This window comes from Streptomyces sp. NPDC097595, from assembly GCF_044761525.1.
Lineage (GTDB): Bacteria > Actinomycetota > Actinomycetes > Streptomycetales > Streptomycetaceae > Streptomyces > Streptomyces drozdowiczii_A.
Genome location: NZ_JBIWCN010000003.1, coordinates 464,789 through 485,720 on the forward strand (window position 1 = coordinate 464,789; position 20,932 = coordinate 485,720).

16 protein-coding genes are annotated in these 20,932 nt (G+C 72.5%); 14 read left to right on the forward strand and 2 right to left on the reverse strand.

Annotated features, from left to right (window positions below; translation table 11 throughout):
* Positions 1-469: 469 nt before the first annotated feature.
* From ACIQZN_RS06930 to obgE, 9 genes are all read left to right on the forward strand, one after another.
* Positions 470-1,693 carry a hypothetical protein gene (locus tag ACIQZN_RS06930; protein ID WP_403989083.1) on the forward strand — a complete coding sequence of 408 codons (1,224 nt, stop codon included), beginning with the start codon at positions 470-472 and terminating at the stop codon, positions 1,691-1,693.
* A 121-nt stretch (positions 1,694-1,814) separates the two neighbouring features.
* Positions 1,815-2,597, forward strand: a complete 783-nt coding sequence (locus ACIQZN_RS06935; RefSeq protein ID WP_403989085.1) for a TIGR03936 family radical SAM-associated protein — start codon at positions 1,815-1,817, stop codon at positions 2,595-2,597.
* A 230-nt stretch (positions 2,598-2,827) separates the two neighbouring features.
* On the forward strand, positions 2,828-7,006 hold the full coding sequence (locus tag ACIQZN_RS06940) for an Rne/Rng family ribonuclease (protein WP_403989087.1): 4,179 nt from the start codon (positions 2,828-2,830) through the stop codon (positions 7,004-7,006).
* A gap of 99 nt (positions 7,007-7,105) precedes the next feature.
* Positions 7,106-7,996: a UTP--glucose-1-phosphate uridylyltransferase GalU gene (galU, locus tag ACIQZN_RS06945; RefSeq protein WP_403989089.1), complete on the forward strand. Its 891-nt coding sequence runs from the start codon at positions 7,106-7,108 to the stop codon at positions 7,994-7,996.
* Between the two features lie 77 nt (positions 7,997-8,073).
* On the forward strand, positions 8,074-8,826 hold the full coding sequence (locus ACIQZN_RS06950; RefSeq protein WP_403492591.1) for a sugar phosphate nucleotidyltransferase: 753 nt from the start codon (positions 8,074-8,076) through the stop codon (positions 8,824-8,826).
* A complete protein-coding gene (locus tag ACIQZN_RS06955; protein ID WP_403989091.1) occupies positions 8,814-9,875 on the forward strand; it encodes an iron-containing alcohol dehydrogenase family protein in 1,062 nt (353 codons plus the stop codon). Before ACIQZN_RS06950 ends, ACIQZN_RS06955 begins: the two co-directional genes overlap by 13 nt.
* A 196-nt stretch (positions 9,876-10,071) precedes the next feature.
* A complete protein-coding gene (gene rplU, locus ACIQZN_RS06960; RefSeq protein WP_014045903.1) occupies positions 10,072-10,392 on the forward strand; it encodes a 50S ribosomal protein L21 in 321 nt (106 codons plus the stop codon).
* A gap of 14 nt (positions 10,393-10,406) precedes the next feature.
* The gene (gene rpmA, locus ACIQZN_RS06965) at positions 10,407-10,664 is read left to right on the forward strand and encodes a 50S ribosomal protein L27 (protein WP_018103204.1); all 258 of its coding nucleotides are present in this window, start codon (positions 10,407-10,409) and stop codon (positions 10,662-10,664) included.
* Positions 10,665-10,802: 138 nt separating this feature from the next.
* Positions 10,803-12,242 (forward strand): GTPase ObgE, encoded by a 1,440-nt coding sequence (gene obgE, locus ACIQZN_RS06970; RefSeq protein WP_403492589.1) that lies wholly within the window; start codon positions 10,803-10,805, stop codon positions 12,240-12,242.
* Between the two features lie 81 nt (positions 12,243-12,323).
* On the opposite strand, the gene ACIQZN_RS06975 is transcribed toward obgE, so the two are convergent.
* Complete coding sequence (locus tag ACIQZN_RS06975) at positions 12,324-14,546, reverse strand: CDP-glycerol glycerophosphotransferase family protein (protein ID WP_403989094.1); 2,223 nt, start codon at positions 14,544-14,546, stop codon at positions 12,324-12,326.
* A gap of 189 nt (positions 14,547-14,735) precedes the next feature.
* On the opposite strand from ACIQZN_RS06975, the gene galE reads away from it, so the two are divergent.
* From galE to rfbD, 4 genes are all read left to right on the forward strand, one after another.
* Positions 14,736-15,707, forward strand: coding sequence for a UDP-glucose 4-epimerase GalE (galE, locus tag ACIQZN_RS06980; RefSeq protein WP_403989096.1), 972 nt, complete (start codon positions 14,736-14,738; stop codon positions 15,705-15,707).
* A gap of 216 nt (positions 15,708-15,923) precedes the next feature.
* Complete coding sequence (locus ACIQZN_RS06985; protein ID WP_073863510.1) at positions 15,924-16,994, forward strand: glucose-1-phosphate thymidylyltransferase; 1,071 nt, start codon at positions 15,924-15,926, stop codon at positions 16,992-16,994.
* A complete protein-coding gene (rfbB, locus tag ACIQZN_RS06990) occupies positions 16,991-17,980 on the forward strand; it encodes a dTDP-glucose 4,6-dehydratase (RefSeq protein ID WP_403989098.1) in 990 nt (329 codons plus the stop codon). The genes ACIQZN_RS06985 and rfbB overlap by 4 nt, the downstream gene beginning before the upstream one ends.
* On the forward strand, positions 17,977-18,942 hold the full coding sequence (gene rfbD, locus ACIQZN_RS06995; RefSeq protein WP_403989100.1) for a dTDP-4-dehydrorhamnose reductase: 966 nt from the start codon (positions 17,977-17,979) through the stop codon (positions 18,940-18,942). Before rfbB ends, rfbD begins: the two co-directional genes overlap by 4 nt.
* Here rfbD and rfbC read toward each other — a convergent pair.
* A complete protein-coding gene (gene rfbC, locus ACIQZN_RS07000; protein ID WP_376451426.1) occupies positions 18,861-19,514 on the reverse strand; it encodes a dTDP-4-dehydrorhamnose 3,5-epimerase in 654 nt (217 codons plus the stop codon). The two genes, rfbD and rfbC, sit on opposite strands and share 82 nt — an antisense overlap.
* A gap of 225 nt (positions 19,515-19,739) precedes the next feature.
* On the opposite strand from rfbC, the gene proB reads away from it, so the two are divergent.
* The gene (proB, locus tag ACIQZN_RS07005) at positions 19,740-20,846 is read left to right on the forward strand and encodes a glutamate 5-kinase (protein WP_403989103.1); all 1,107 of its coding nucleotides are present in this window, start codon (positions 19,740-19,742) and stop codon (positions 20,844-20,846) included.
* Positions 20,847-20,932: the final 86 nt, after the last annotated feature.

Below are 20,932 nucleotides of genomic sequence, written 5' to 3' on the forward strand. Positions count from 1 at the left end.
TCGGAAGCCACGCCGACAACTCGGCAGCTGCGCTCTGCGGCCAGGATGCGGAGGTCGAGTTCCTGCCGGACCGGAGACGTCGTGATGTCCGTCAGCACGGATAAGCGGATCGACAGGAGTGCCCGAGGGGCGTCTTGAGGCAGCAGGGACTCTGCTTCTTTGAGCTGTTCCAACAGGGCCAGGTCGGCTTCTGTCCATCCAGCTTCAGGGCTGTAAGCCGTTCGCTTCGACGTGAGTGGCCGCTGTGCTCTTCTGCTCATGCCAGACAGCGTGGCACTCTTCGAAGGGTTTTTTGTCAGTTTCCATATATGGGCAATGGACACCAGCATCCAGATCGCCCGACCGGGAAGAAGCTCCTGCCGCTGACGGTCGTGAAGTGAGCCGCGAAGGGGTCGCGGGCGTGTGACAGCTCGGTGACGAAGGCCCGGTCGGGGGAAACTCCCGGCCGGGCTTTCGCGTCATCAGGTGCATGGCACAGGGACAGGGAAAGCACCGGGCGCCGGCGGAGTACGGCGCCCACCAGGCGCCCGCGCACTACGAGGGCGGCGACGGCTGCCTCACCACGTTCATCCGGATCCCGGTCCGGATCGTCGTGCTCCTCGTCGTCCTGCCGGTCCGGATGGTGTGGGACGCCCTCGTCGTCACCGCCCGGGCCGCCGAACGGCTGCTGTTCCGCCCGCTCGGACGCGCCCTGGCCTGGCTCTTCGACGTCCTGGTGGTGATCCCGGCCGGGTGGCTGTGGCGGTACGTCTGCGTCCCGCTGGGGCACGCGCTGGCCTGGCTGGCCCAGGCGCTGTTCGTCCGGCCCTGGGTCGCGCTCTGGCGTTACGTCGTGGTGCCCGTGGTGCGGTACGGGATCGTGGTGCCCCTCCAATGGGTGTACGCGCGTCTGCTCACCCCGCTCGGACACGGGCTGCGGTGGCTGTACCGGGAGGTGCTGGTCCCGGCGGCGCGATGGCTGGGGACAGCCCTGAAGTGGCTGCTCACCATGGTGCTCGTCCTGCCGGTGGTGCTGCTGTGGCGGTACGTCGTGGTCCCCGTCGGGCTCGCCGCGGCCTGGCTGGTCCGGTACCTCGTGGTGATCCCGCTCGTGTGGACGTACCGGAACGTCCTCACCCCGGTGGGCCACGGCATCGCCTGGGCGCTGGATCTGGTGATCCGGGGGATCGAGGCGTTCTTCCGGGGCATCGGCATCGCGCTGCGGTGGCTCGTCGTCGTGCTTCTCGTCACGCCCGTCGTCTGGGTCCACCGGCGCGTCCTGACCCCGGTCGGCCGGGAGATCGCCGCCGCGCTCGGGATCGCCTGGCGGGTCGCCGGATACCTCTCCCGGGCGGTCGGCCGCGCGCTCGCCTGGCTCGCCCGGAATCTGATCGCCGCGCCGGTGCGCTGGGCGTACCGCACGGTGTGCGTCCCGGTCGGCCACTTCGTGCGCGACGCCTTCCTGGCACCCGCCGGGCGGGCCCTGCGCGCGGTGGGCCGCACCGCCCGCCAGACGCTGCGCACGGCCCGCGAAACGGTGCGCCGGGCCAGGCGCGATGCCTGGCGCGCCCTGGTCGGCGCGCCCGCCGAACCCGAGCCCGGGGAACCCGGAAGCCCCCTTGCGCGTACTCTGGGTAGTGCAACGACCGTGCCCAGCGTGGTGCCAGGACCAGAGTTCTCCCCGCTCCCGGAGAAATCCGCACAGCAGGGGTGAGCCGGACCGGGCCCCCGGGCCACCCGCATTTCGAGGGCGGCGCGCCACCGCGCCCGCCCCGCACCGAGGAGAAGAACCACTGGGCAAGCGACAGCCCGAAGGCCCGCCGCCCGCACCGGCGGTGCAGCGCATCCGACTGCGCTACACCAAGCGCGGCCGCCTCCGGTTCACCAGCCACCGCGACTTCCAGCGTGCCTTCGAGCGGGCGCTGCGCCGCTCCCAGGTCCCCATGGCCTACTCGGCGGGCTTCACCCCCCACCCCAAGGTGTCGTACGCCAACGCCGCCCCCACCGGTACGGGCAGCGAGGCCGAGTTCCTGGAGATCGCGCTCACCGAGCCCCGTGACCCGGGCGTCCTGCGTGAGCTGCTCAACGAGTCCATGCCGGACGGCCTGGACATCACGGACGCCGTCGAGGCCCGCACCTCGGGTCTCGCCGACCGGCTGACCGCCTCCGTCTGGGAGATCCGCCTCGACGGGGTGACCCGGGAGGACGCGGAGAAGGCCGTGTCCGCCTTCAACGCGGCACAGACCGTCGAGGTCGAGCGCCGTACGAAGAACGGCATGCGGGCCTTCGACGCCCGTTCCGCCGTGGTCGACCTCAAGACCCTCGATCTTCCGGCCGATAGGTCCGGTGACAGGGCCTGTGCGATACTGCGGCTGGTTGTTCGGCACGTGACACCTGCCGTACGGCCTGACGACGTCCTGTCCGGTCTCCGCGTTGTGGCCGACCTGGCGCCGCCGGTCCCCGCAGCGGTGACCAGGCTGGCGCAGGGGCTCTTTGACGAGGAGTCCGGCACGGTGACCGACCCGCTCGCGCCCGACCGCGAGGCAGCCCCGGCCGCATCAACCACGGCCACCGGGACCGCCGTCGCGACGGCGCCGGAAGGTGCAGGTTCCGCGTAAGGCGGTCGTTGTAGCGCAGCCCTCGCGCTCGGGAGCCACCTGGGCCGGGCCGCGCGCTGACCCATAAGACTTTCGCCAGGCCGTCCGCACACCGCGTACGGAACCGGCGAGCCAAGATTCAGCTCCCGTGCGGCGCCCGCGCCCCGGACGGCGGTGCCGCGGCCACCCGCGGACCGAGCCGGACCGGAATCAGGTGCGGCGCCCGGGAGCGCGACGGGAGAAACGCCCGCATGCCCCAGCCGAACGAACCCGGCACCGCCGGGAACGCAGAAGACAACAACACCCCCGGGGACAAGCTGCCCCCGCGCCGCAGGCGCCGCGCCGCCTCCCGGCCCGCCGGACCGCCGTCGGGCGGGGCGCAGGCCGCCGCCGAGGCGCCGGCCATACCGGCCGTTGACGCCGCAGAGTCCCCGAGCACGGAGCCGGCCGCCGAGGCCGCCCCCGCCCGCCCCCGCCGCCGCGCGGTCCGCAAGGCCACCTCCCCGTCCGGCGCGCCGAAGGCCGCCGAGCAGACCGGGACCGTGGAGCCCGAGACCCCCGAGCCGGCCGCCGCCGAGCCCGTGGCGGAGCCCGTCGCCGAACCGGCCGCCGAGGCCCCCCGCCGCCGCCGTGCCGTGCGCAAGGCCACGTCCCCGAGCGGTGCGCCCAAGGCCGCCGAGCCGGCCGAGACCGTTGAGGAGGCCCCCGTCGTGGAGAGCCCCGAGTCCGCCGCCGAGAGCGCCGCTCCGGCCCGCCCGCGCCGCCGCGCGGTCCGCAAGGCCACCTCGCCCGCCGGTGCGCCGAAGGCCGCCGAGCCGGTCGAGGTCGTCGAGGAGACCCCCGTGGCGGAGCCCGTCGCGGAGCCCGCCGCCGAGGCCCCCCGCCGCCGTCGTGCCGTCCGCAAGGCAACGTCGCCCGCCGGTGCGCCGAAGGGCGCCGAGAGCGTGGCGGAGACCCCCGAGGCCGCTGAGGCCCCCGAGGCCGTCGCCGAGGCCGCTCCCGAGCCCGCCGAGGCCCCGCGCGGCCGCACCCGCCGCCGGGCCTCCGCCCCGGCCGGTGCCCCGCAGGCCGCCCCCGCGCAGCCCGCCGCCGAAGCCGACGAGGCCGAGGAGACCGACGAGGTCACCGGGGCGGCCCAAGCCCCCGAGCCGGTCGCCGAGCCCGCCGAGACCCCCCGCGGCCGCCGCCGCGCCACCCGCAGGGCCTCGTCCCCGGCCGGTGCGCCGAAGGCCGCCGCCGAGCAGCCCGCCGAGGCCGCCCAGACCGGTGAGAGCCTGCCCGAGGCCGCCGTGGAGGAGCTGGCCGCCGAGCCCGTCGAGGTCGAGGAGGCCGCCCCGCGCGGCCGCCAGCGCCGCCGGGCCACCGCGGCCGCCGGCCGCCCCGAGTTCACCGCCGAGCCGGAGGAGCCCGCGCGCCGCGGCCGTCGGGCCGCCCGCCCAGCCGTCGCCGTCTTCCAGGCGCCGGTCTTCGCCGAGCCGATGTTCCAGACCCCGGAGACCGCGGCAGCCGCCGCGGCCGCCGCCTCGCCCGAGGAGCCCGAGGACGAGGTCGCCCCGGTCGCCCCCGTCCGGGAGGAGGCGCCCGCGCCCGCCGAGACCGCGTCGCAGGGTGGTTCGCGCCGCCGTCGCCGCCGTCGCGGTGAGGCCGCCGAGGCCGACACCACCGAGACCGTGACCGCCGCCCCGGCGCAGGAGCAGGCCGAGGACGAGCAGGAGCCGGAGGCCGCCGCCGAGGCCGAGCAGGACGGCGAGGACACCGACGAGTACGGCGACCGTCCGTCGCGCCGCCGTCGCCGGGGCGGCCGTCGCCGCCGCCGGGGCGATGCCGCCGAGGACGAGGGCGCCGAGCAGCAGTCGGACGACGAGCACGGCGACCGGGCCGAGGACGAGCCCGAGGGAGCCCAGGACTCCGGGGACGAGGCCGACGAGGAGGACGACGAGCGCGACTCCGGCGCCTCCGGTTCGAGCAGCAGCCGCCGTCGCCGGCGCCGCCGTCGTCGCAGCGGTGACGCGGTGGCCGATGGAGAGAACGGCTCGGACGACCCGGAGCGCACCGTCGTCAAGGTCCGCGAGCCCCGCAAGAAGGAGGAGCGGGAGCCCGGTACCGGCTTCGACGAGGTCCAGTCCATCAAGGGCTCGACCCGCATGGAGGCCAAGAAGCAGCGTCGCCGCGAGGGCCGTGAGCAGGGCCGCCGCCGGGTGCCGATCATCACCGAGGCGGAGTTCCTGGCGCGCCGCGAGGCCGTCGAGCGCGTCATGGTCGTCCGCCAGAGCGGCGAGCGCACCCAGATCGGCGTCCTTGAGGACGACGTGCTCGTGGAGCACTACGTCAACAAGGAGCAGGCCACCAGCTACGTCGGCAACGTCTACCTGGGCAAGGTCCAGAACGTGCTGCCGTCCATGGAGGCCGCCTTCGTGGACATCGGCAAGGGCCGCAACGCCGTCCTGTACGCCGGTGAGGTCAACTTCGAGGCGCTCGGCATGGCCCACGGGCCCCGCCGTATCGAGACCGCGCTCAAGTCCGGCCAGTCCGTCCTGGTGCAGGTCACCAAGGACCCGATCGGCCACAAGGGCGCCCGCCTGACCAGCCAGGTCTCGCTGCCCGGCCGCTACCTCGTCTACGTGCCCGAGGGCTCGATGACCGGGATCAGCCGCAAGCTGCCCGACACCGAGCGGGCCCGGCTCAAGACCATCCTCAAGAAGATCGTCCCCGAGGACGCGGGCGTCATCGTGCGCACCGCCGCCGAGGGCGCGAGCGAGGACGAGCTGCGCCGTGACGTCGAGCGGCTCCAGCAGCAGTGGGAGGACATCCGGAAGAAGGCGAAGGGCACCGGCAACTCCAACGCCCCGACCCTTCTGTACGGCGAGCCGGACATGACCGTCCGGGTTGTCCGGGACATCTTCAACGAGGACTTCTCCAAGGTCATCGTCAGCGGCGACGACGCGTGGGAGACCATCCACGGTTACGTCTCGCACGTGGCGCCCGACCTGGCGGACCGGCTGTCGCGGTGGACCTCCGAGGTCGACATCTTCGCGACGTACCGGATCGACGAGCAGCTGATGAAGGCGCTGGACCGCAAGGTCTACCTGCCGAGCGGCGGCTCGCTGGTGATCGACAAGACCGAGGCCATGGTCGTGGTCGACGTCAACACCGGCAAGTTCACCGGCCAGGGCGGCAACCTGGAGGAGACGGTCACCAAGAACAACCTGGAGGCGGCCGAGGAGATCGTGCGCCAGCTGCGGCTGCGCGACCTCGGCGGCATCGTGGTGGTCGACTTCATCGACATGGTGCTGGAGTCCAACCGGGACCTGGTGCTGCGCCGCCTGCTGGAGTGCCTGGGCCGCGACCGTACGAAGCACCAGGTCGCCGAGGTCACCTCGCTCGGCCTGGTCCAGATGACCCGCAAGCGGGTCGGCCAGGGGCTGCTGGAGTCCTTCTCCGAGACCTGCGTCCACTGCAACGGCCGCGGTGTCATCGTCCACATGGAGCAGCCCGCGTCCACGGGCGGCGGTGGCGGCGGCAAGCGCTCGAAGAAGCGGCGCGGCAGCGGTCAGGACCACGACCACGACCACGACCACGCCCAGGAGCACACGGAGGCCGAGACCGAGGCCGAGGTGGCGGCGGAGGTCGCCGCGCCGGTGGCCCTGCCCGAGCCCGAGTTCGTCCCGGACGAGGAGCTGTACAGCAGCGCCGCCGAGGCGGAGGCCGCCGCCACCCGCGGCCGCGGCCGCCGACGGGCGACCCGCAAGGCATCGGCCCCGGCCGGCGCCCCGAAGTCCTCCGCCGCCCCGGTGGAGGAGATCGTGGCCGAGCCGGTCGCGGAGCCCGTCGCGGCTCCGGAGCCGGTGGCCGAGGAAGCTCCCGCCGAGGCCCCGCAGGGCCGGACGCGCCGCCGGGCGACCCGGAAGGCGACCGCCCCGGCGGGCTCCCCGGCCCCGGCCGAGGTGTCCGTGACCGAGGCGGCTCCGGCCGAGGCCGAGCCCGCGCCGGCCGCTGGGCCGGCCGCCGGCCCGGACCCGGTGGCCGCCGAGGACCCGGTGGTCGAGGCGTCGCACGCCGAGGTCCCGGCCGAGGAGCCGGCCGCGCCGCCGCGTGTCCGGCGCCGCGCCACCCGTAAGGTCAGCGCCCCCGCCGGTTCCCCGGCCGGTGCCGAGGAGGCCGCGGTCGTCGTGGTGGAGACCCCCGAGGCCACTGAGGCCGCTGAGGCTCCCGAGGCCACGGAGGCTCCCGAGGCCGAGGCCGCTCCGGCCAAGAAGGCGGCCCGCAAGACCGCCAAGAAGGCCACGGCCAAGAAGGCGGCGGTCAAGAAGACCGCGGCCAAGAAGACGGCCGCGAAGAAGACGACGGCCAAGAAGGCGGCGGCGAAGAAGACGGTGGCGGCGGAGCAGCAGACCGCCCCGGCCGTCACGGCCACGGCCGACGAGGACTGATCCGCCTCGCGTGACACGGTCCGGCCGGTCCCCCTCCAGGGACCGGCCGGGCCGCGTCCCGGCGCCGGGCCCTCCCGCCCCCGACACGAAAGCCCCCACATGCGCAAGATCCAGAAGGCCGTCATACCGGCCGCCGGGCTCGGTACCCGGTTCCTGCCGGCGACGAAGGCGACTCCCAAGGAGATGCTGCCGGTCGTGGACAAGCCGGCGATCCAGTACGTCGTGGAGGAGGCCGCCGCCGCGGGGCTGAACGACGTCCTGATGATCACCGGGCGCAACAAGCGCGCGCTGGAGGACCACTTCGACCGGAACTACGAGCTGGAGTCGGCGCTGACCCGCAAGGGCGACGCCGAGCGGCTGGTCCGGGTCCAGGAGTCGAGCGAACTCGCGACCATGCACTACGTCCGCCAGGGCGACCCGCGCGGCCTCGGCCACGCCGTCCTGTGCGCGGAGCCCCATGTGGGCGACGAGCCCTTCGCGGTGCTCCTGGGCGACGACCTGATCGACCCGCGCGACCCGCTGCTGACCCGGATGACCGAGATCCAGGAGCGCGAGGGCGGCAGCGTCGTCGCGCTGATGGAGGTGGCGCCCGAACAGAGCCACCTCTACGGCTGCGCGGCGGTGGAGTCCACCGCCGAGGACGGCATCGTCCGGGTCACCGGCCTGGTCGAGAAGCCGGAGCCGGGCGACGCCCCCAGCAACCTCGCGGTCATCGGCCGCTATGTCCTGGACCCCGCCGTCTTCGCCGTGCTGCGCGAGACCGAGCCGGGCCGGGGCGGCGAGATCCAGCTGACCGACGCGCTCCAGCAGCTCGCCGCCGACGAGAAGCTCGGCGGCCCGGTGCACGGGGTGGTCTTCCGGGGCCGCCGCTACGACACCGGCGACCGGGGCGACTATCTGCGGGCCATCGTCCGCCTCGCCTGCGAGCGCGAGGACCTGGGCCCCGACTTCCGTACCTGGCTGCGCGACTACGTGGCGTCGGAACTCTGACCCGCCCGCAGGGCCCCGCACTCCCGAACCCAGACATCCGTACCACCGCACCGCAACACCGCACCGAGGAGAACCCCATGATCGGCATGATTCTGGCCGCCGGCGCCGGACGTCGTCTGCGCCCCTACACCGACACGCTGCCCAAGGCGCTCGTGCCCGTCGGCCCCGAGGGCGACGAGGAGAGCCTGACCGTGGTCGACCTGACGCTCGGCAACTTCGCCGAGGTCGGCCTGACCGAGGTCGCGATCATCGTGGGCTACCGCAAGGAGGCCCTGTACGAGCGCAAGGCGGCGCTGGAGGCCAAGTACGGCGTCAGCATCACGCTGATCGACAACGACAAGGCCGAGGAGTGGAACAACGCCTACTCCCTGTGGTGCGGCCGGGACGCCCTCAAGAACGGCGTCATCCTCGCCAACGGCGACACCGTGCACCCCGTCTCCGTCGAGAAGACCCTGCTGGCCGCGCGCGGCGACGGCAAGAAGATCATCCTCGCCCTCGACACGGTGAAGTCCCTCGCCGACGAGGAGATGAAGGTCGTGGTGGAGGACGGCAAGGGCGTTCAGCGCATCACCAAGCTGATGGACCCGGCCGAGGCCACCGGTGAGTACATCGGCGTCACCCTCATCGAGGGCGAGGCGGCCGAGGAGCTGGCCGACGCGCTGAAGACCACCTTCGAGCGCGACCCGGACCTCTACTACGAGGACGGCTACCAGGAGCTCGTCAACCGCGGCTTCAAGGTCGACGTGGAGCCGATCGGCGACGTGAAGTGGGTCGAGATCGACAACCACGAGGACCTGGCCAAGGGCAGGAAGATCGCGTGCCAGTACTGACCCGGCTGATACCCGCGCCGGTCGTCGTCGACATCAGGGCCGGGGCCCTCGCGGATCTGGCGGGCGTCCTCGCCGACCAGCGGATCTCCGGCTCCGGCAAGCTGGCGGTCGCGATCAGCGGGGGTTCCGGCCGGGCCCTGCGGGAACGGCTCTCGGACAGCCTGCCGGGCGCCTCCTGGTTCGAGGTGGGCGGCGGCACGCTGAACGACGCCGTGAAGCTCGCCGAGGCCATGAAGTCCGGGCGCTACGACGCCGTGGTCGGGCTCGGCGGCGGCAAGATCATCGACTGCGCCAAGTTCGCCGCGGCGCGCGTCGGGCTGCCCCTGGTCGCCGTGGCGACGAACCTGTCCCACGACGGGCTGTGCTCCCCGGTCGCGACGCTGGACAACGACGCGGGCCGGGGCTCGTACGGTGTGCCGAACCCGATCGCGGTCGTCATCGACCTCGACGTCATCCGCGAGGCCCCCGTCCGCTTCGTGCGGTCCGGGATCGGGGACGCGCTGTCCAACATCTCGGCCGTGGCCGACTGGGAGCTGGCCCACCGGGTCAACGGCGAGGACATCGACGGCCTGGCCGCCGCGATGGCCCGGCAGGCCGGCGAGGCCGTGCTGCGCCACCCCGGCAGCCTGGGCGACGACGCGTTCCTCCAGGTGCTGGCGGAGGGCCTCGTGCTCACCGGGATCTCGATGTCGGTGGCCGGTGACAGCCGCCCGGCCTCCGGCGCCTGCCACGAGATCAACCACGCCTTCGACCTGCTCTTCCCGCAGCGGGCCGCCAGCCACGGCGAGCAGTGCGGGCTCGGCGCGGCGTTCGCCATGCATCTGCGCGGCGCCGTCCAGGAGTCCGTACGCATGACCCGGGTGCTGCGGCGCCACGGGCTGCCGGTCACCGCCGAGGACATGGGCTTCGACGTGGACGAGTTCGTCCGGGTGGTGGCGTTCGCGCCGAAGACCCGGCCGGGCCGGTACACGATCCTGGAGCACCTGAACCTGTCCGAGGACGGCATCAGGGACGCGTACGCCGAGTACGTCAGGAGCGCCGAGGTCTGAGGGGACGGGCCCGGTTTGACCGGCTGTGCCGGGCCCCGTAGCCTTGACCGTCGGCGTTTGTTCGCCACACCTCTGAGCACCCACCTCCCGCTCGTACGGGAGAGGCCGCTCGTCCACTCCGGATCGTCATGGGTCCCCGGACCCGTGCGAGCGGCTGGCTTCAGAGGTTTCCGCTTCGAGTGAGAGTGAGATCCGCGTGTACGCCATCGTGCGCAGCGGTGGCCGCCAGCACAAGGTTGCTGTCGGCGACATCGTTGAGGTTGACAAGATTTCCACCGCCAAGGTTGGCGACACGGTAGAGCTCTCTACCCTGCTCGTTGTCGACGGCGACGCCGTGACCAGCGACCCGTGGGTGCTCGACGGCATCAAGGTCCAGGCCGAGGTCGTGGACCACCACAAGGGCGCGAAGATCGACATCCTTCGCTACAAGAACAAGACCGGCTACCGCCGTCGCCAGGGTCACCGCCAGCAGTACACGGCGATCAAGGTCACCGGTATTCCCGCGGCTGCGAAGTAAGGGACTGAGAACACATGGCACACAAGAAGGGCGCATCGTCCACCCGGAACGGGCGCGATTCCAATGCTCAGCGGCTCGGCGTGAAGCGCTTCGGCGGCCAGGCCGTCAACGCCGGTGAGATCCTGGTCCGCCAGCGCGGCACCCACTTCCACCCGGGCACGGGCGTCGGCCGTGGCGGCGACGACACGCTGTTCGCCCTCGCCGCCGGTGCGGTCGAGTTCGGCACGCACCGTGGCCGCAAGGTCGTGAACATCGTTCCGATCGCCGGCTGAATACCCGGCGCTCGTAGAGCGGTATGACGTGGAGGCGGACCTCACTTCCCGAGAGGGGAAGTGGGTCCGCCTTTCGCGTGTTGCCCTTACGGGGGCGAGCGAAGTTTTTCCGCAGGTATGCAACTGGAGGTTCCATCCATGACCACCTTCGTGGACCGCGTCGAACTGCATGTCGCCGCGGGTAACGGAGGCCACGGCTGTGCCTCCGTTCACCGTGAGAAGTTCAAGCCGCTCGGCGGTCCGGACGGCGGCAACGGCGGCCGCGGCGGCGATGTGACCCTGGTCGTCGACCAGTCCGTCACCACGCTCCTCGACTACCACCACCACCCCCACCGCAAGGCCACCAACGGCCAGCCCGGCGGCGGCGACCACCGCACCGGCAAGGAGGGCCAGGACCTGGTCCTGCCCGTCCCGGACGGCACCGTCGTCCTCGACCGCCAGGGCAATGTGCTCGCCGACCTCGTCGGCCAGGGCACCACCTTCGTCGCGGGCCAGGGCGGCCGCGGCGGCCTCGGCAACGCCGCGCTGGCCTCCGCCCGCCGCAAGGCCCCCGGCTTCGCGCTGCTCGGCGAGCCCGGCGAGGCCCGGGACATCGTCCTGGAGCTCAAGACCGTCGCCGACGTGGCCCTCGTGGGCTACCCGAGCGCCGGCAAGTCCTCGCTGATCTCGGTCCTCTCGGCGGCGAAGCCGAAGATCGCGGACTACCCTTTCACCACCCTCGTCCCGAACCTGGGCGTGGTCACCGCCGGCGAGACCGTCTACACCATCGCCGACGTCCCGGGCCTGATCCCGGGCGCCAGCCAGGGCAAGGGCCTCGGCCTGGAGTTCCTGCGCCACGTCGAGCGCTGCTCGGTGCTCGTCCACGTACTGGACACGGCGACGCTGGAGTCCGACCGCGACCCGGTCTCCGACCTCGACATGATCGAGGAGGAGCTGAAGCTGTACGGGGGTCTTGAGGACCGGCCCCGCATCGTCGTCCTCAACAAGATCGACATCCCGGACGGCCAGGACCTGGCGGACATGATCCGCCCCGACCTGGAGGCGCGCGGCTACCGCGTCTTCGAGGCGTCCGCCGTCGCCAGGACCGGGCTCAAGGAGCTGTCGTTCGCCCTCGCCGGCATCATCGCCGAGGCGCGCGCCGCCAAGCCGGTCGAGGAGGCCACCCGCATCGTCATCCGGCCCAAGGCCGTGGACGACGCCGGGTTCAGCGTCACCCTGGAGGAGGACGGCATCTACCGGGTGCGCGGCGAGAAGCCGGAGCGCTGGGTGCGCCAGACCGACTTCAACAACGACGAGGCCGTCGGCTACCTCGCGGACCGGCTCGCCCGGCTCGGTGTCGAGGACCAGCTGCGCAAGGCCGGCGCCCGGGCGGGCGACGGCGTGGCGATCGGCGCCGAGGACAACGCGGTCGTCTTCGACTGGGAGCCGACCGTGACCGCCGGTGCGGAGATGCTGGGCCGCCGTGGCGAGGACCACCGCCTTGAGGAGCCGCGTCCGGCCGCTCAGCGCCGCCGCGACCGCGAGGCGGAGCGGGACGAGGTCGCCGAGGAGTACCGGGACTTCGACCCGTTCTCGTAGGCCGCGAAGAACGACCGCGGGCCCGGTCCCTTCCGGATGACGGAAAGGGGCCGGGCCCGCGGTCGTTTCGTTGAGGGAACCTCAGACCTGGGCCGGCGCCTCGGCGGGGGAGGGGACCGGGGTGCGCTCGGCGAGCGGGACCACCGGCAGCAGGGCCTCCTCGCCCAGGAACACCTTGCGCACCACGCGCTCGGCGGCCCGCCCGTCGTCGTAGTCGCAGTACCGCTCCCGGAACGCCGCGCGCAGCGCCGCCGCCTTCTCGTCCCGCCACTCCTCCGAGCCCAGGATCCCGGTCAGCCGCTCCTGGGTCGTCGCGACGGCGCCCGGGGGCTCGGCCATCAGGTCGAAGTAGGTGCCGCGCACCACCCGGTAGGTCTCCCAGTCGTCCGCGTGGATGACGATCGGCCGGTCCAGGTTGGCGTAGTCGAACATCGCCGAGGAATAGTCGGTGATCAGGGCGTCGGCGGCGAGATAGAGCTGTTCGACATCGCCGTGGGCGGAGACGTCGATGATCCGGCCGCCGGCCTGGAGCTCGGCGAGCCGGCCGGTGGGCTTGTAGAAGTAGTGCCCGCGCACCAGCAGGGTGACGTCCGGGCCCAGGTCCTCGGCCAGCTTCGACAGGTCGAGCCGGGGCGCGAACGACTTCTCGTACTCGCGGTGGGTCGGCATGTACAGGAAGGCGGTCGTGCCGTCCGCGAGGCCGAGCTCCCGCCGGGCCGCCACGACGTCCGCCGCGGTGGCGTTGACCAGCACGTCGTTGCGCGGGTAGCCGGTCTCCAGGGTGGTGTACCGGCAGGGGTAGACCCGCTCCCAGACGGTGGTGGAGAACCGGTTGGAGGACAGGCTGAAGTCCCAGCGGTCGCACCGGCGGAGAAGCTTCTCCATGTCCATGCTGGTGGACGCCGGGTACTGCGCCTGGTCGAGCCCCATCGTCTTCAGCGGGGTGCCGTGGTGGGTCTGGAGGTGGATCTGCCCCTCGCGCTTGACGATGGTGTCGCCGAAATTGACGTTGTTCGTCAGGTACTTGGCGCGGGCCATCACCGCCCAGTACTCGCGTGAGCCGACGATCACCTTCTCGACGCCCTTGGGCACCCGGTCGCGGTGTTCGGAGCGCACCGCCCAGACCCGGCGCACCTGCGGCGCGAGCCGGCCCAGCTCGGCCTCGATGGCGGCCGGGTTGCAGGAGTAGCCCCGGCCCCAGTACGCGGAGAACACGGCCAGGTTCTCGTCCACCGGCATCCGCAGCTGTGACCGGTAGAACATGCCGAGGGCCGCCCGCTTGGCCCGGCCGATACGGGCCTGCCCGCCCAGCCGCGCGCGGTGGCGGACGTTGTTGGCGCGGGTCAGACCGAAGAACGCGGAGTACGAGTCGACGCCGAGCAGCGCGTACTTGTAGCCGCGCCCGCCCGCCGGCCGCTCGAAGCCCTCCGGGAGCCGCGCCCGGTAGTCCTTCGCGGCCCGGTGGAAGAACTCGGCGCGCGCGTTGCGCGGCAGCCGGCCCGGCTTCTCCAGCACGGTCAGGAAGTGGTCGACCATCTTCCGGAACAGCGCCGGGCGCCAGGAGTCGAGGTCCGGCCGCCCGTCCAGGAACGCGAACACCCGGTCGTACTGGTCGAAGACGTCGAAGTGCTTCCGGCTGACCGTGCGCAGGATGTTGCCGCCCTCACGCCGCTGCCGGTACATCACGCAGGAGCGGTCGAGCACCGCGATGCGCTCCGCCGCGATGAGCGAGCTGTACGTCCACGGCGCGTCCTCGTAGTAACCGGGCGGGAACTGGAAGCCGTGGCGGGTGACGAAGTCGCGGCGGTACGCCTTGTTCCACACGATCTGGAGCAGGTCCAGGAGCTGCGGGCGCTCGGCGAGCGAGAAGACGGCCGGGCCGTCCTCGGTCATCAGGTCGGTGCGCTTGTTGCGCAGCAGCCGCCCGTCCCAGTAGGTCCGGGTGTAGTCGTAGACCAGGATGTCCGGGTCGCCGGTCGCGTCGAGCCGGGCCGCGATGGCCGAGAGCGAGCCCGGTGCCAGGGTGTCGTCGCTGTCCAGGAAGAGGACGTAGTCACCGGTCGCCTGTTCGAGCCCGGCGTTGCGCGCACGGCCCAGGCCGACGTTCTCCGTGAGGTGCAGCACACGCAGCCGGTCGTCGCGGGCCGCGTATGTGTCGAGGATCGCACCGGAACCGTCCGGGGAGCAGTCGTCGACGCCGATGACCTCGACGTCGGCGAAGTCCTGCCCGAGCACGGAGTCCAGACACTCCCCGATGTACCCCTGCACGTTGTACGCAGGCACGATGAGTGTCAGTCGAGGCATCGTCCACCAGTTCCAGAGGGCTGTCCGCAGGGGCTTCACGAGGGGTGCGGTCGGACCGTGCGACAGTGGTCGGCGTCCGGCACCCGGACAGCGTAATTGATCGCCCCGGCCGCACCCGGGGGGTGCCTCGGGCCTTCCACGTAGGGTGGAACGCCGACGGGGCACAGCAGCTGACAGGAGACGCACGACATGACCTGGATGGTTACGGGTGGGGCGGGGTTCATCGGCGCGCACGTGGTGCGCGCGATGCTCGCCGGTGGTCAGCGGGTGGTCGTGTTCGACGACCTGTCGACCGGCAGCGCCGACAAGGTGCCCGAGGGCGTTCCCCTGGTGACCGGCACGGTCCTCGACCGCGAGGCCCTGGACGCGGCGATCCGCGAGCACGGGGTGACCGGTGTGGTGCACATCGCGGCCAAGAAGCAGGTCGGCGAGTCCGTCGAGCGGCCTCTCCATTACTACAAGGAGAACGTCACCGGCCTGGAGGTCCTGCTGGAGAGCATGGTCGCCGCGGGCGTCGGCCGGCTGGTGTTCTCCTCCTCGGCCGCCGTCTACGGCATGCCCGACGTCGACCTCGTCACCGAGACGACGCCGTGCGCGCCGATGAGCCCGTACGGTGAGACCAAGCTGATCGGCGAGTGGATGATCCACGCCGCCGCCAAGGCCCACGGGCTGCGCGCCGCCTCGATGCGCTACTTCAACGTGGCGGGCGCCGCGTCGCCGGAGCTGGCCGACGGGGGCGTCTTCAACCTGGTCCCGATGGTCTTCGAGCGCCTGGAGGCCGGCGAGGCCCCGCGCATCTTCGGCGACGACTACGACACGCCCGACGGCACCTGCGTCCGCGACTACATCCATGTCGAGGACATCGCCTCCGCCCACCTCGCCGCCGCCCGCCGGCTGGAGGAGGCCGAGGCCGGTACGGACCTCACGCTGAACATCGGCCGCGGCGAGGGCAGCTCGGTGCGCGAGATGGTCGACCGCATCCTCAAGGTCACGGGCAACGAGGACGCCGCCGTCGAGGTCTCCGCCCGCCGCCCCGGCGACCCGGCCCGGGTGATCGCCTCCGCCGACCGCATCCGCGAGGAGCTGGGCTGGTCGGCGCGGTACGGGGTGGACGAGATGATCGAGTCCGCCTGGCAGGGCTGGCGCCTGCGCCACCCGTAAGCACGGCCGTACGAAGGGCCCGGCACCGCTCCACGAGGACGGCGCCGGGCCCTTCGCGTACGGCGGGGCGGTCCGGGTTACGGGGGGCCGTCACTTTTCCCCTGATATAGCGTTAATGGACGTTTTGTCGCGGAAGATGTGAGGGAAGCTCAGTAAGGTCCCCTAGGTAGCGGCCCTGGCGGCCGCCGTCACATCTCATCGTGGGGGCAGGAAACTGTGAAGGCTCTCGTACTTTCCGGTGGGGCCGGCACCCGGCTTCGTCCCATCACCCATACCTCGGCGAAACAGCTGGTCCCGGTCGCCAACAAGCCGGTGCTCTTCTACGGCCTGGAGGCCATCGCGGAGGCCGGCATCACCGAGGTCGGCATCATCGTGGGCGACACCGAGGAGGAGATCCGCGCGGCGGTCGGCGACGGTTCGCGCTTCGGCATCGATGTCACCTACATCCCGCAGGCCGAGCCCCTCGGCCTCGCCCACGCGGTCCTGGTCGCCCAGCGCTTCCTGGGCAACGACGACTTCGTGATGTACCTGGGGGACAACTTCATCGTCGGCGGCATCGCGGACCTGGTCGAGGAGTTCCGCGCGGACCGGCCCGACGCGCAGATCCTGCTGACCCGGGTGCCCGACCCGACCTCGTTCGGCGTCGCGGAGCTGGACGGGGACGGCAGGGTGGTGGCCCTGGAGGAGAAGCCGGAGCACCCCAAGAGCGACCTCGCGCTCGTCGGCGTCTACCTCTTCACCCCGGCCGTCCACGAAGCCGTCCGCTCGATCCGCCCCTCCTGGCGCGGCGAGCTGGAGATCACCCACGCCATCCAGTGGCTCATCGACCGCGAACGCGACGTGCGCTCCACCATCATCCGCGGCTACTGGAAGGACACCGGCAACGTCACCGACATGCTGGAGGTCAACCGGACCGTCCTGGAGAGCGTCGAGCCGTGCACCGACGGCGCCTACGTCGACGGCGAGAGCGAGATCATCGGCCGGGTGCTGATCGAGCCGGGCGCCCGGGTCACCCGCAGCCGGATCGTCGGGCCCGCTGTGATCGGGACCGGGTCGGTGATCAGCGACGCCTATGTCGGCCCCTTCACCTCGGTCGCCCAGAACTGCCGCATCGAGGACAGCGAGATCGAGTACTCCATCGTCCTCGGGGGCGCCTCCATCGACGGGGTGAGGCGCGTGGAGGCCTCGCTGATCGGCCACGACGTCGAGGTGACGCCCGCGCCCCGCAGCCCCTCCGCCCACCGACTCGTCCTCGGCGACCACAGCAAGGTGCAGATCTCCTCATGACCGGTACGCGCATCCTCGTCACCGGAGGCGCCGGCTTCATCGGCTCCCATTACGTCCGTACGCTGCTCGGCCCGGACGGCCCCGGCGACGTCTCCGTCACCGTGCTCGACGCCCTCACCTACGCGGGCAACCCGGCCAACCTGGACGAGGTCCGGGGCCACCCGGGCTTCGCCTTCGCGCACGGCGACATCTGCGACCCGGAGCTGGTGGGGCGGCTCATGGCCGGACACGACCAGGTGGTGCACTTCGCCGCCGAGTCCCATGTGGACCGCTCCATCGACGGCGGCGCCGCCTTCGTGCGTACGAACGTCATGGGCACCCACACCCTGGTCCACGCCGCGCACGAGGCGGGCGTCCGCACCTTCGTCCACGTCTCCACCGACGAGGTCTACGGCTCCATCGAGGAGGGCTCCTGGACCGAGGACGAACCCCTCGCGCCCAACTCCCCGTACTCCGCGTCCAAGGCGTCCGGCGACCTCATCGCCCTCGCCCACCACCGCACCCACGGCCTCGACGTCCGCGTCACCCGCTGCTCCAACAACTACGGGCACCACCACTTCCCCGAGAAGGTCATCCCGCTCTTCGTCACCAACCTCCTGGAGGGACTGCCCGTCCCGCTGTACGGCGACGGCGGCCATGTCCGCGACTGGCTGCACATCGACGACCACGTCCAAGGCATCGAGCTCGTCCGCACCCAGGGCCGCCCCGGCGAGGTCTACAACATCGGCGGCGGCACCGAACTCTCCAACAAGGAGCTCACCCGGCTGCTCCTGGAGGCGTGCGACGCCGACTGGGACACCGACGTGGTGCACGTCGAGGACCGCAAGGGCCACGACCGCCGCTACTCCGTCGACTGCACGAAGATCCGCGAGGAGCTGGGTTACGCGCCCCGCAAGGACTTCGCGGCCGGCCTCGCCGAGACCGTCCGCTGGTACCGCGAGAACCGCTCCTGGTGGGAACCGCTCAAGGAGAGGGCCGCCCTGTGAGGCCGCGCTGGCTGGTCACCGGGGCCGGCGGCATGCTCGGCCGGGACCTGACGACCGCCCTGGCCCGCGAGGGCGCCACCGTCGTCGCGGCGGACCGCGAGGCCCTGGACATCGCCGACCCGGCGCAGGTCCGCGCCGTCCTCGACGCCCACCGGCCCGCCGTCGTCGTGAACTGCGCCGCCTGGACCGCCGTGGACGACGCGGAGAGCCGGGAGTCCGAGGCGCTGCGCGTCAACGGCACCGGACCCGCCGTCCTCGCCGACGCCTGCCGCACCCACGGCAGCGTCCTGCTGCACGTCTCCACGGACTACGTGTTCGCGGGCGACGCGGACCGGCCGTACCCGGAGGACGCCCCGACCGCCCCGCGCAGCGCGTACGGCCGCACCAAACTGGCCGGGGAGCGCGCGGTCCTGGAGACCCTGCCGGACACGGGCCACGTCGTGCGGACGGCCTGGCTCTACGGTGCGGGCGGCCCCAACTTCGTCCGTACGATGATCAGGCTGGAAGCCGTCAAGGACACCCTCGACGTGGTGGACGACCAGCACGGGCAGCCCACCTGGACCGTGGATCTCGCCTCCCGGCTGGTCCTGCTCGGCCGCGCCGCGCTCGATGGCACCGCCCCCGCGGGCGTCTACCACGGCACCAGCGGCTCCGCGACGACCTGGTACGGCCTGGCCCGCGAGGTGTTCCGGCTGCTGGGCGCCGACCCGGACCGCGTCCGTCCGGTCGACAGCGCCGCCTTCGCCAGGCCCGCGCCCCGGCCCGCGTACAGCGTCCTCGCGCACGACCGCTTCCGGGCCGCCGGCATCGCCCCGGTCCGCGACTGGCGTGCCGCGCTGCACGCGGCCTTCCCCGCGCTCCTCGCCGCCGAACGCCCCGGTCAGCGGCCGGCCGGGCTGAACGACGGCTCGCCGGCCCGGACCCCCGGGACCGCCGGACCGTCCGCGCGCAGCCGCGCGTAGTACGCCTCGCACTCCGCGTACGAGGGCAGCAGCCCGCGCTCCTCGGCCTCGGCGAGCTTCGGGGCCGAGGCGTCCTTCGGGGACAGCAGCGGCGCGATGTCCGCCGGCCACGCGATGCCCAGGTCCGGGTCGAGCGGGTCGACGCCGTGCTCCCGCTCCGGCGCGTAACCCTCGGAGCAGAGGTACAGCACGCACGCGTCGTCGGTCAGCGCCATGAAGCCGTGCCCGAGCCCCTCCGCGAGGTAGACCGCCCGGTGGTCGGTGTCGTCCAGCCGGACCGCCTCCCACCGCTTGTACGTGGGCGAGCCGGTGCGTACGTCCACGATCACGTCCAGCACCGCGCCCCGCACGCACTTCACGTACTTCGCCTGGCCCGGCGGCACGTCCGCGAAGTGGATCCCGCGCAGCGTGCCCCGCCGCGAGCGGGAGAAATTGGCCTGCGCGAGCCCCAGCGTGTGCCCGGCCGCCGCGCCCAGATCCGCCGCCCGGAACCACTCGTGGAAGCTGCCGCGGTCGTCCGGGAAGACCGTGGGCTCGTGCACCCAGGCCCCGGGAACGGAGAGCCGGCGCATGCGATCACATCCTGTTCGCACTCCGCGGAGCCTCCTGCCGGCCCCGGTGTCTCTGCCCAACGAGTCCGGAGACCGAACAGACACGGAACGGGACAAAAGGCGACGAAAAGGTTTCTGTGCTGTTTCCACGGTGCGGAACGCGAAGGCGCCGGATTCCGCTCTCGCGTAGATTGCGGGGTCCAGCGAGCGAATGCGGGGGACCGGGTGTCAGGGGCAAGGCAGGGCGTGACGGAAGCCCGCAGGATCGTGGTCAAGGTCGGTTCCTCCTCCCTCACCACCGCCGCCGGCGGCCTCGACGCCGACCGCGTCGACGCCCTGGTCGACGTGCTGGCCAAGGTCCGCGACGGCGGCGAACGCGAGGTCGTCCTCGTCTCCTCCGGCGCCATCGCGGCCGGACTCGCCCCGCTCGGACTGCACCGCAGGCCCAAGGACCTGGCCCGCCAGCAGGCCGCCGCCAGCGTCGGCCAGGGACTCCTGGTCGCCCGCTACACCGCCTCCTTCGCCCGCTACGGCATCCGCGTCGGCCAGGTCCTGCTCACCAGCAACGACACCAGCCGCCGCGCCCACTACCGCAACGCCTACCGCACCCTCGACCAGCTCCTGGACATGGGCGCGCTGCCCGTCGTCAACGAGAACGACACCGTCGCCACGGACGAGATCCGGTTCGGCGACAACGACCGGCTCGCCGCCCTCGTCGCCCACCTGGTCCGCGCCGACCTGCTGGTCCTCCTCTCCGACGTGGACGGCCTCTACGACGGCGACCCGAGCATCCCCGGCACCACCCGCGTCGCCCAGGTCACCGGCCCCGCCGACCTGGCCGGAATCAGCATCGGCAGCGCGGGAAAGGCGGGCGTCGGCACCGGCGGCATGGTCACCAAGGTGGAGGCCGCCCGGATCGCCACCGCCGCAGGCATCCCCGTCGTCCTCACCTCCGCCAGCCACGCGGCGGACGCCCTCGCCGGCCGCGACACCGGCACCTACTTCCACCGCACCGGCCGCCGCTCCGCCGACCGCCTCCTCTGGCTCGCCCACGCCTCGACCCCGCGCGGCTCGCTGACCCTGGACGACGGGGCGGTGCAGGCGGTCGTGGAGCGCCACAGCTCACTGCTGCCGGCCGGGATCGCGGCGGTCGAGGGCGAGTTCACCGCGGGCGACCCGGTGGAGCTGCGCGATCTGCGGGGCCGACCCGTGGCGCGCGGGCTCGTCAACTTCGACGCCAAGGAGATGCCGCGGCTCCTCGGCCGCTCCACCCGCGACCTCGCCCGGGACCTCGGCCCCGCCTACGAACGCGAGGTCGTACACAGGGACGATCTCGTCCTCCTGCACGGCTGACGCCCCCGAAACGGCTGAAAGTCCAGCCATCGGACCGGGACCTTCACGAAAACCGCCCCACATCGGGCCGCGGGCTGGTCCACTTT

Bases quoted from the DNA above. Each gene is read 5' to 3' on its own strand.
- ACIQZN_RS06930 (WP_403989083.1), top strand. From the start codon at position 470: ATGGCACAGGGACAGGGAAAGCACCGGGCGCCGGCGGAGTACGGCGCC.
- ACIQZN_RS06940 (WP_403989087.1), top strand. From the start codon at position 2,828: ATGCCCCAGCCGAACGAACCCGGCACCGCCGGGAACGCAGAAGACAAC.
- galU (WP_403989089.1), top strand. From the start codon at position 7,106: ATGCGCAAGATCCAGAAGGCCGTCATACCGGCCGCCGGGCTCGGTACC.
- ACIQZN_RS06950 (WP_403492591.1), top strand. From the start codon at position 8,074: ATGATCGGCATGATTCTGGCCGCCGGCGCCGGACGTCGTCTGCGCCCC.
- rpmA (WP_018103204.1), top strand. From the start codon at position 10,407: ATGGCACACAAGAAGGGCGCATCGTCCACCCGGAACGGGCGCGATTCC.
- obgE (WP_403492589.1), top strand. From the start codon at position 10,803: ATGACCACCTTCGTGGACCGCGTCGAACTGCATGTCGCCGCGGGTAAC.
- ACIQZN_RS06975 (WP_403989094.1), bottom strand. From the start codon at position 14,546: ATGCCTCGACTGACACTCATCGTGCCTGCGTACAACGTGCAGGGGTAC.
- galE (WP_403989096.1), top strand. From the start codon at position 14,736: ATGACCTGGATGGTTACGGGTGGGGCGGGGTTCATCGGCGCGCACGTG.
- rfbB (WP_403989098.1), top strand. From the start codon at position 16,991: ATGACCGGTACGCGCATCCTCGTCACCGGAGGCGCCGGCTTCATCGGC.
- rfbC (WP_376451426.1), bottom strand. From the start codon at position 19,514: ATGCGCCGGCTCTCCGTTCCCGGGGCCTGGGTGCACGAGCCCACGGTC.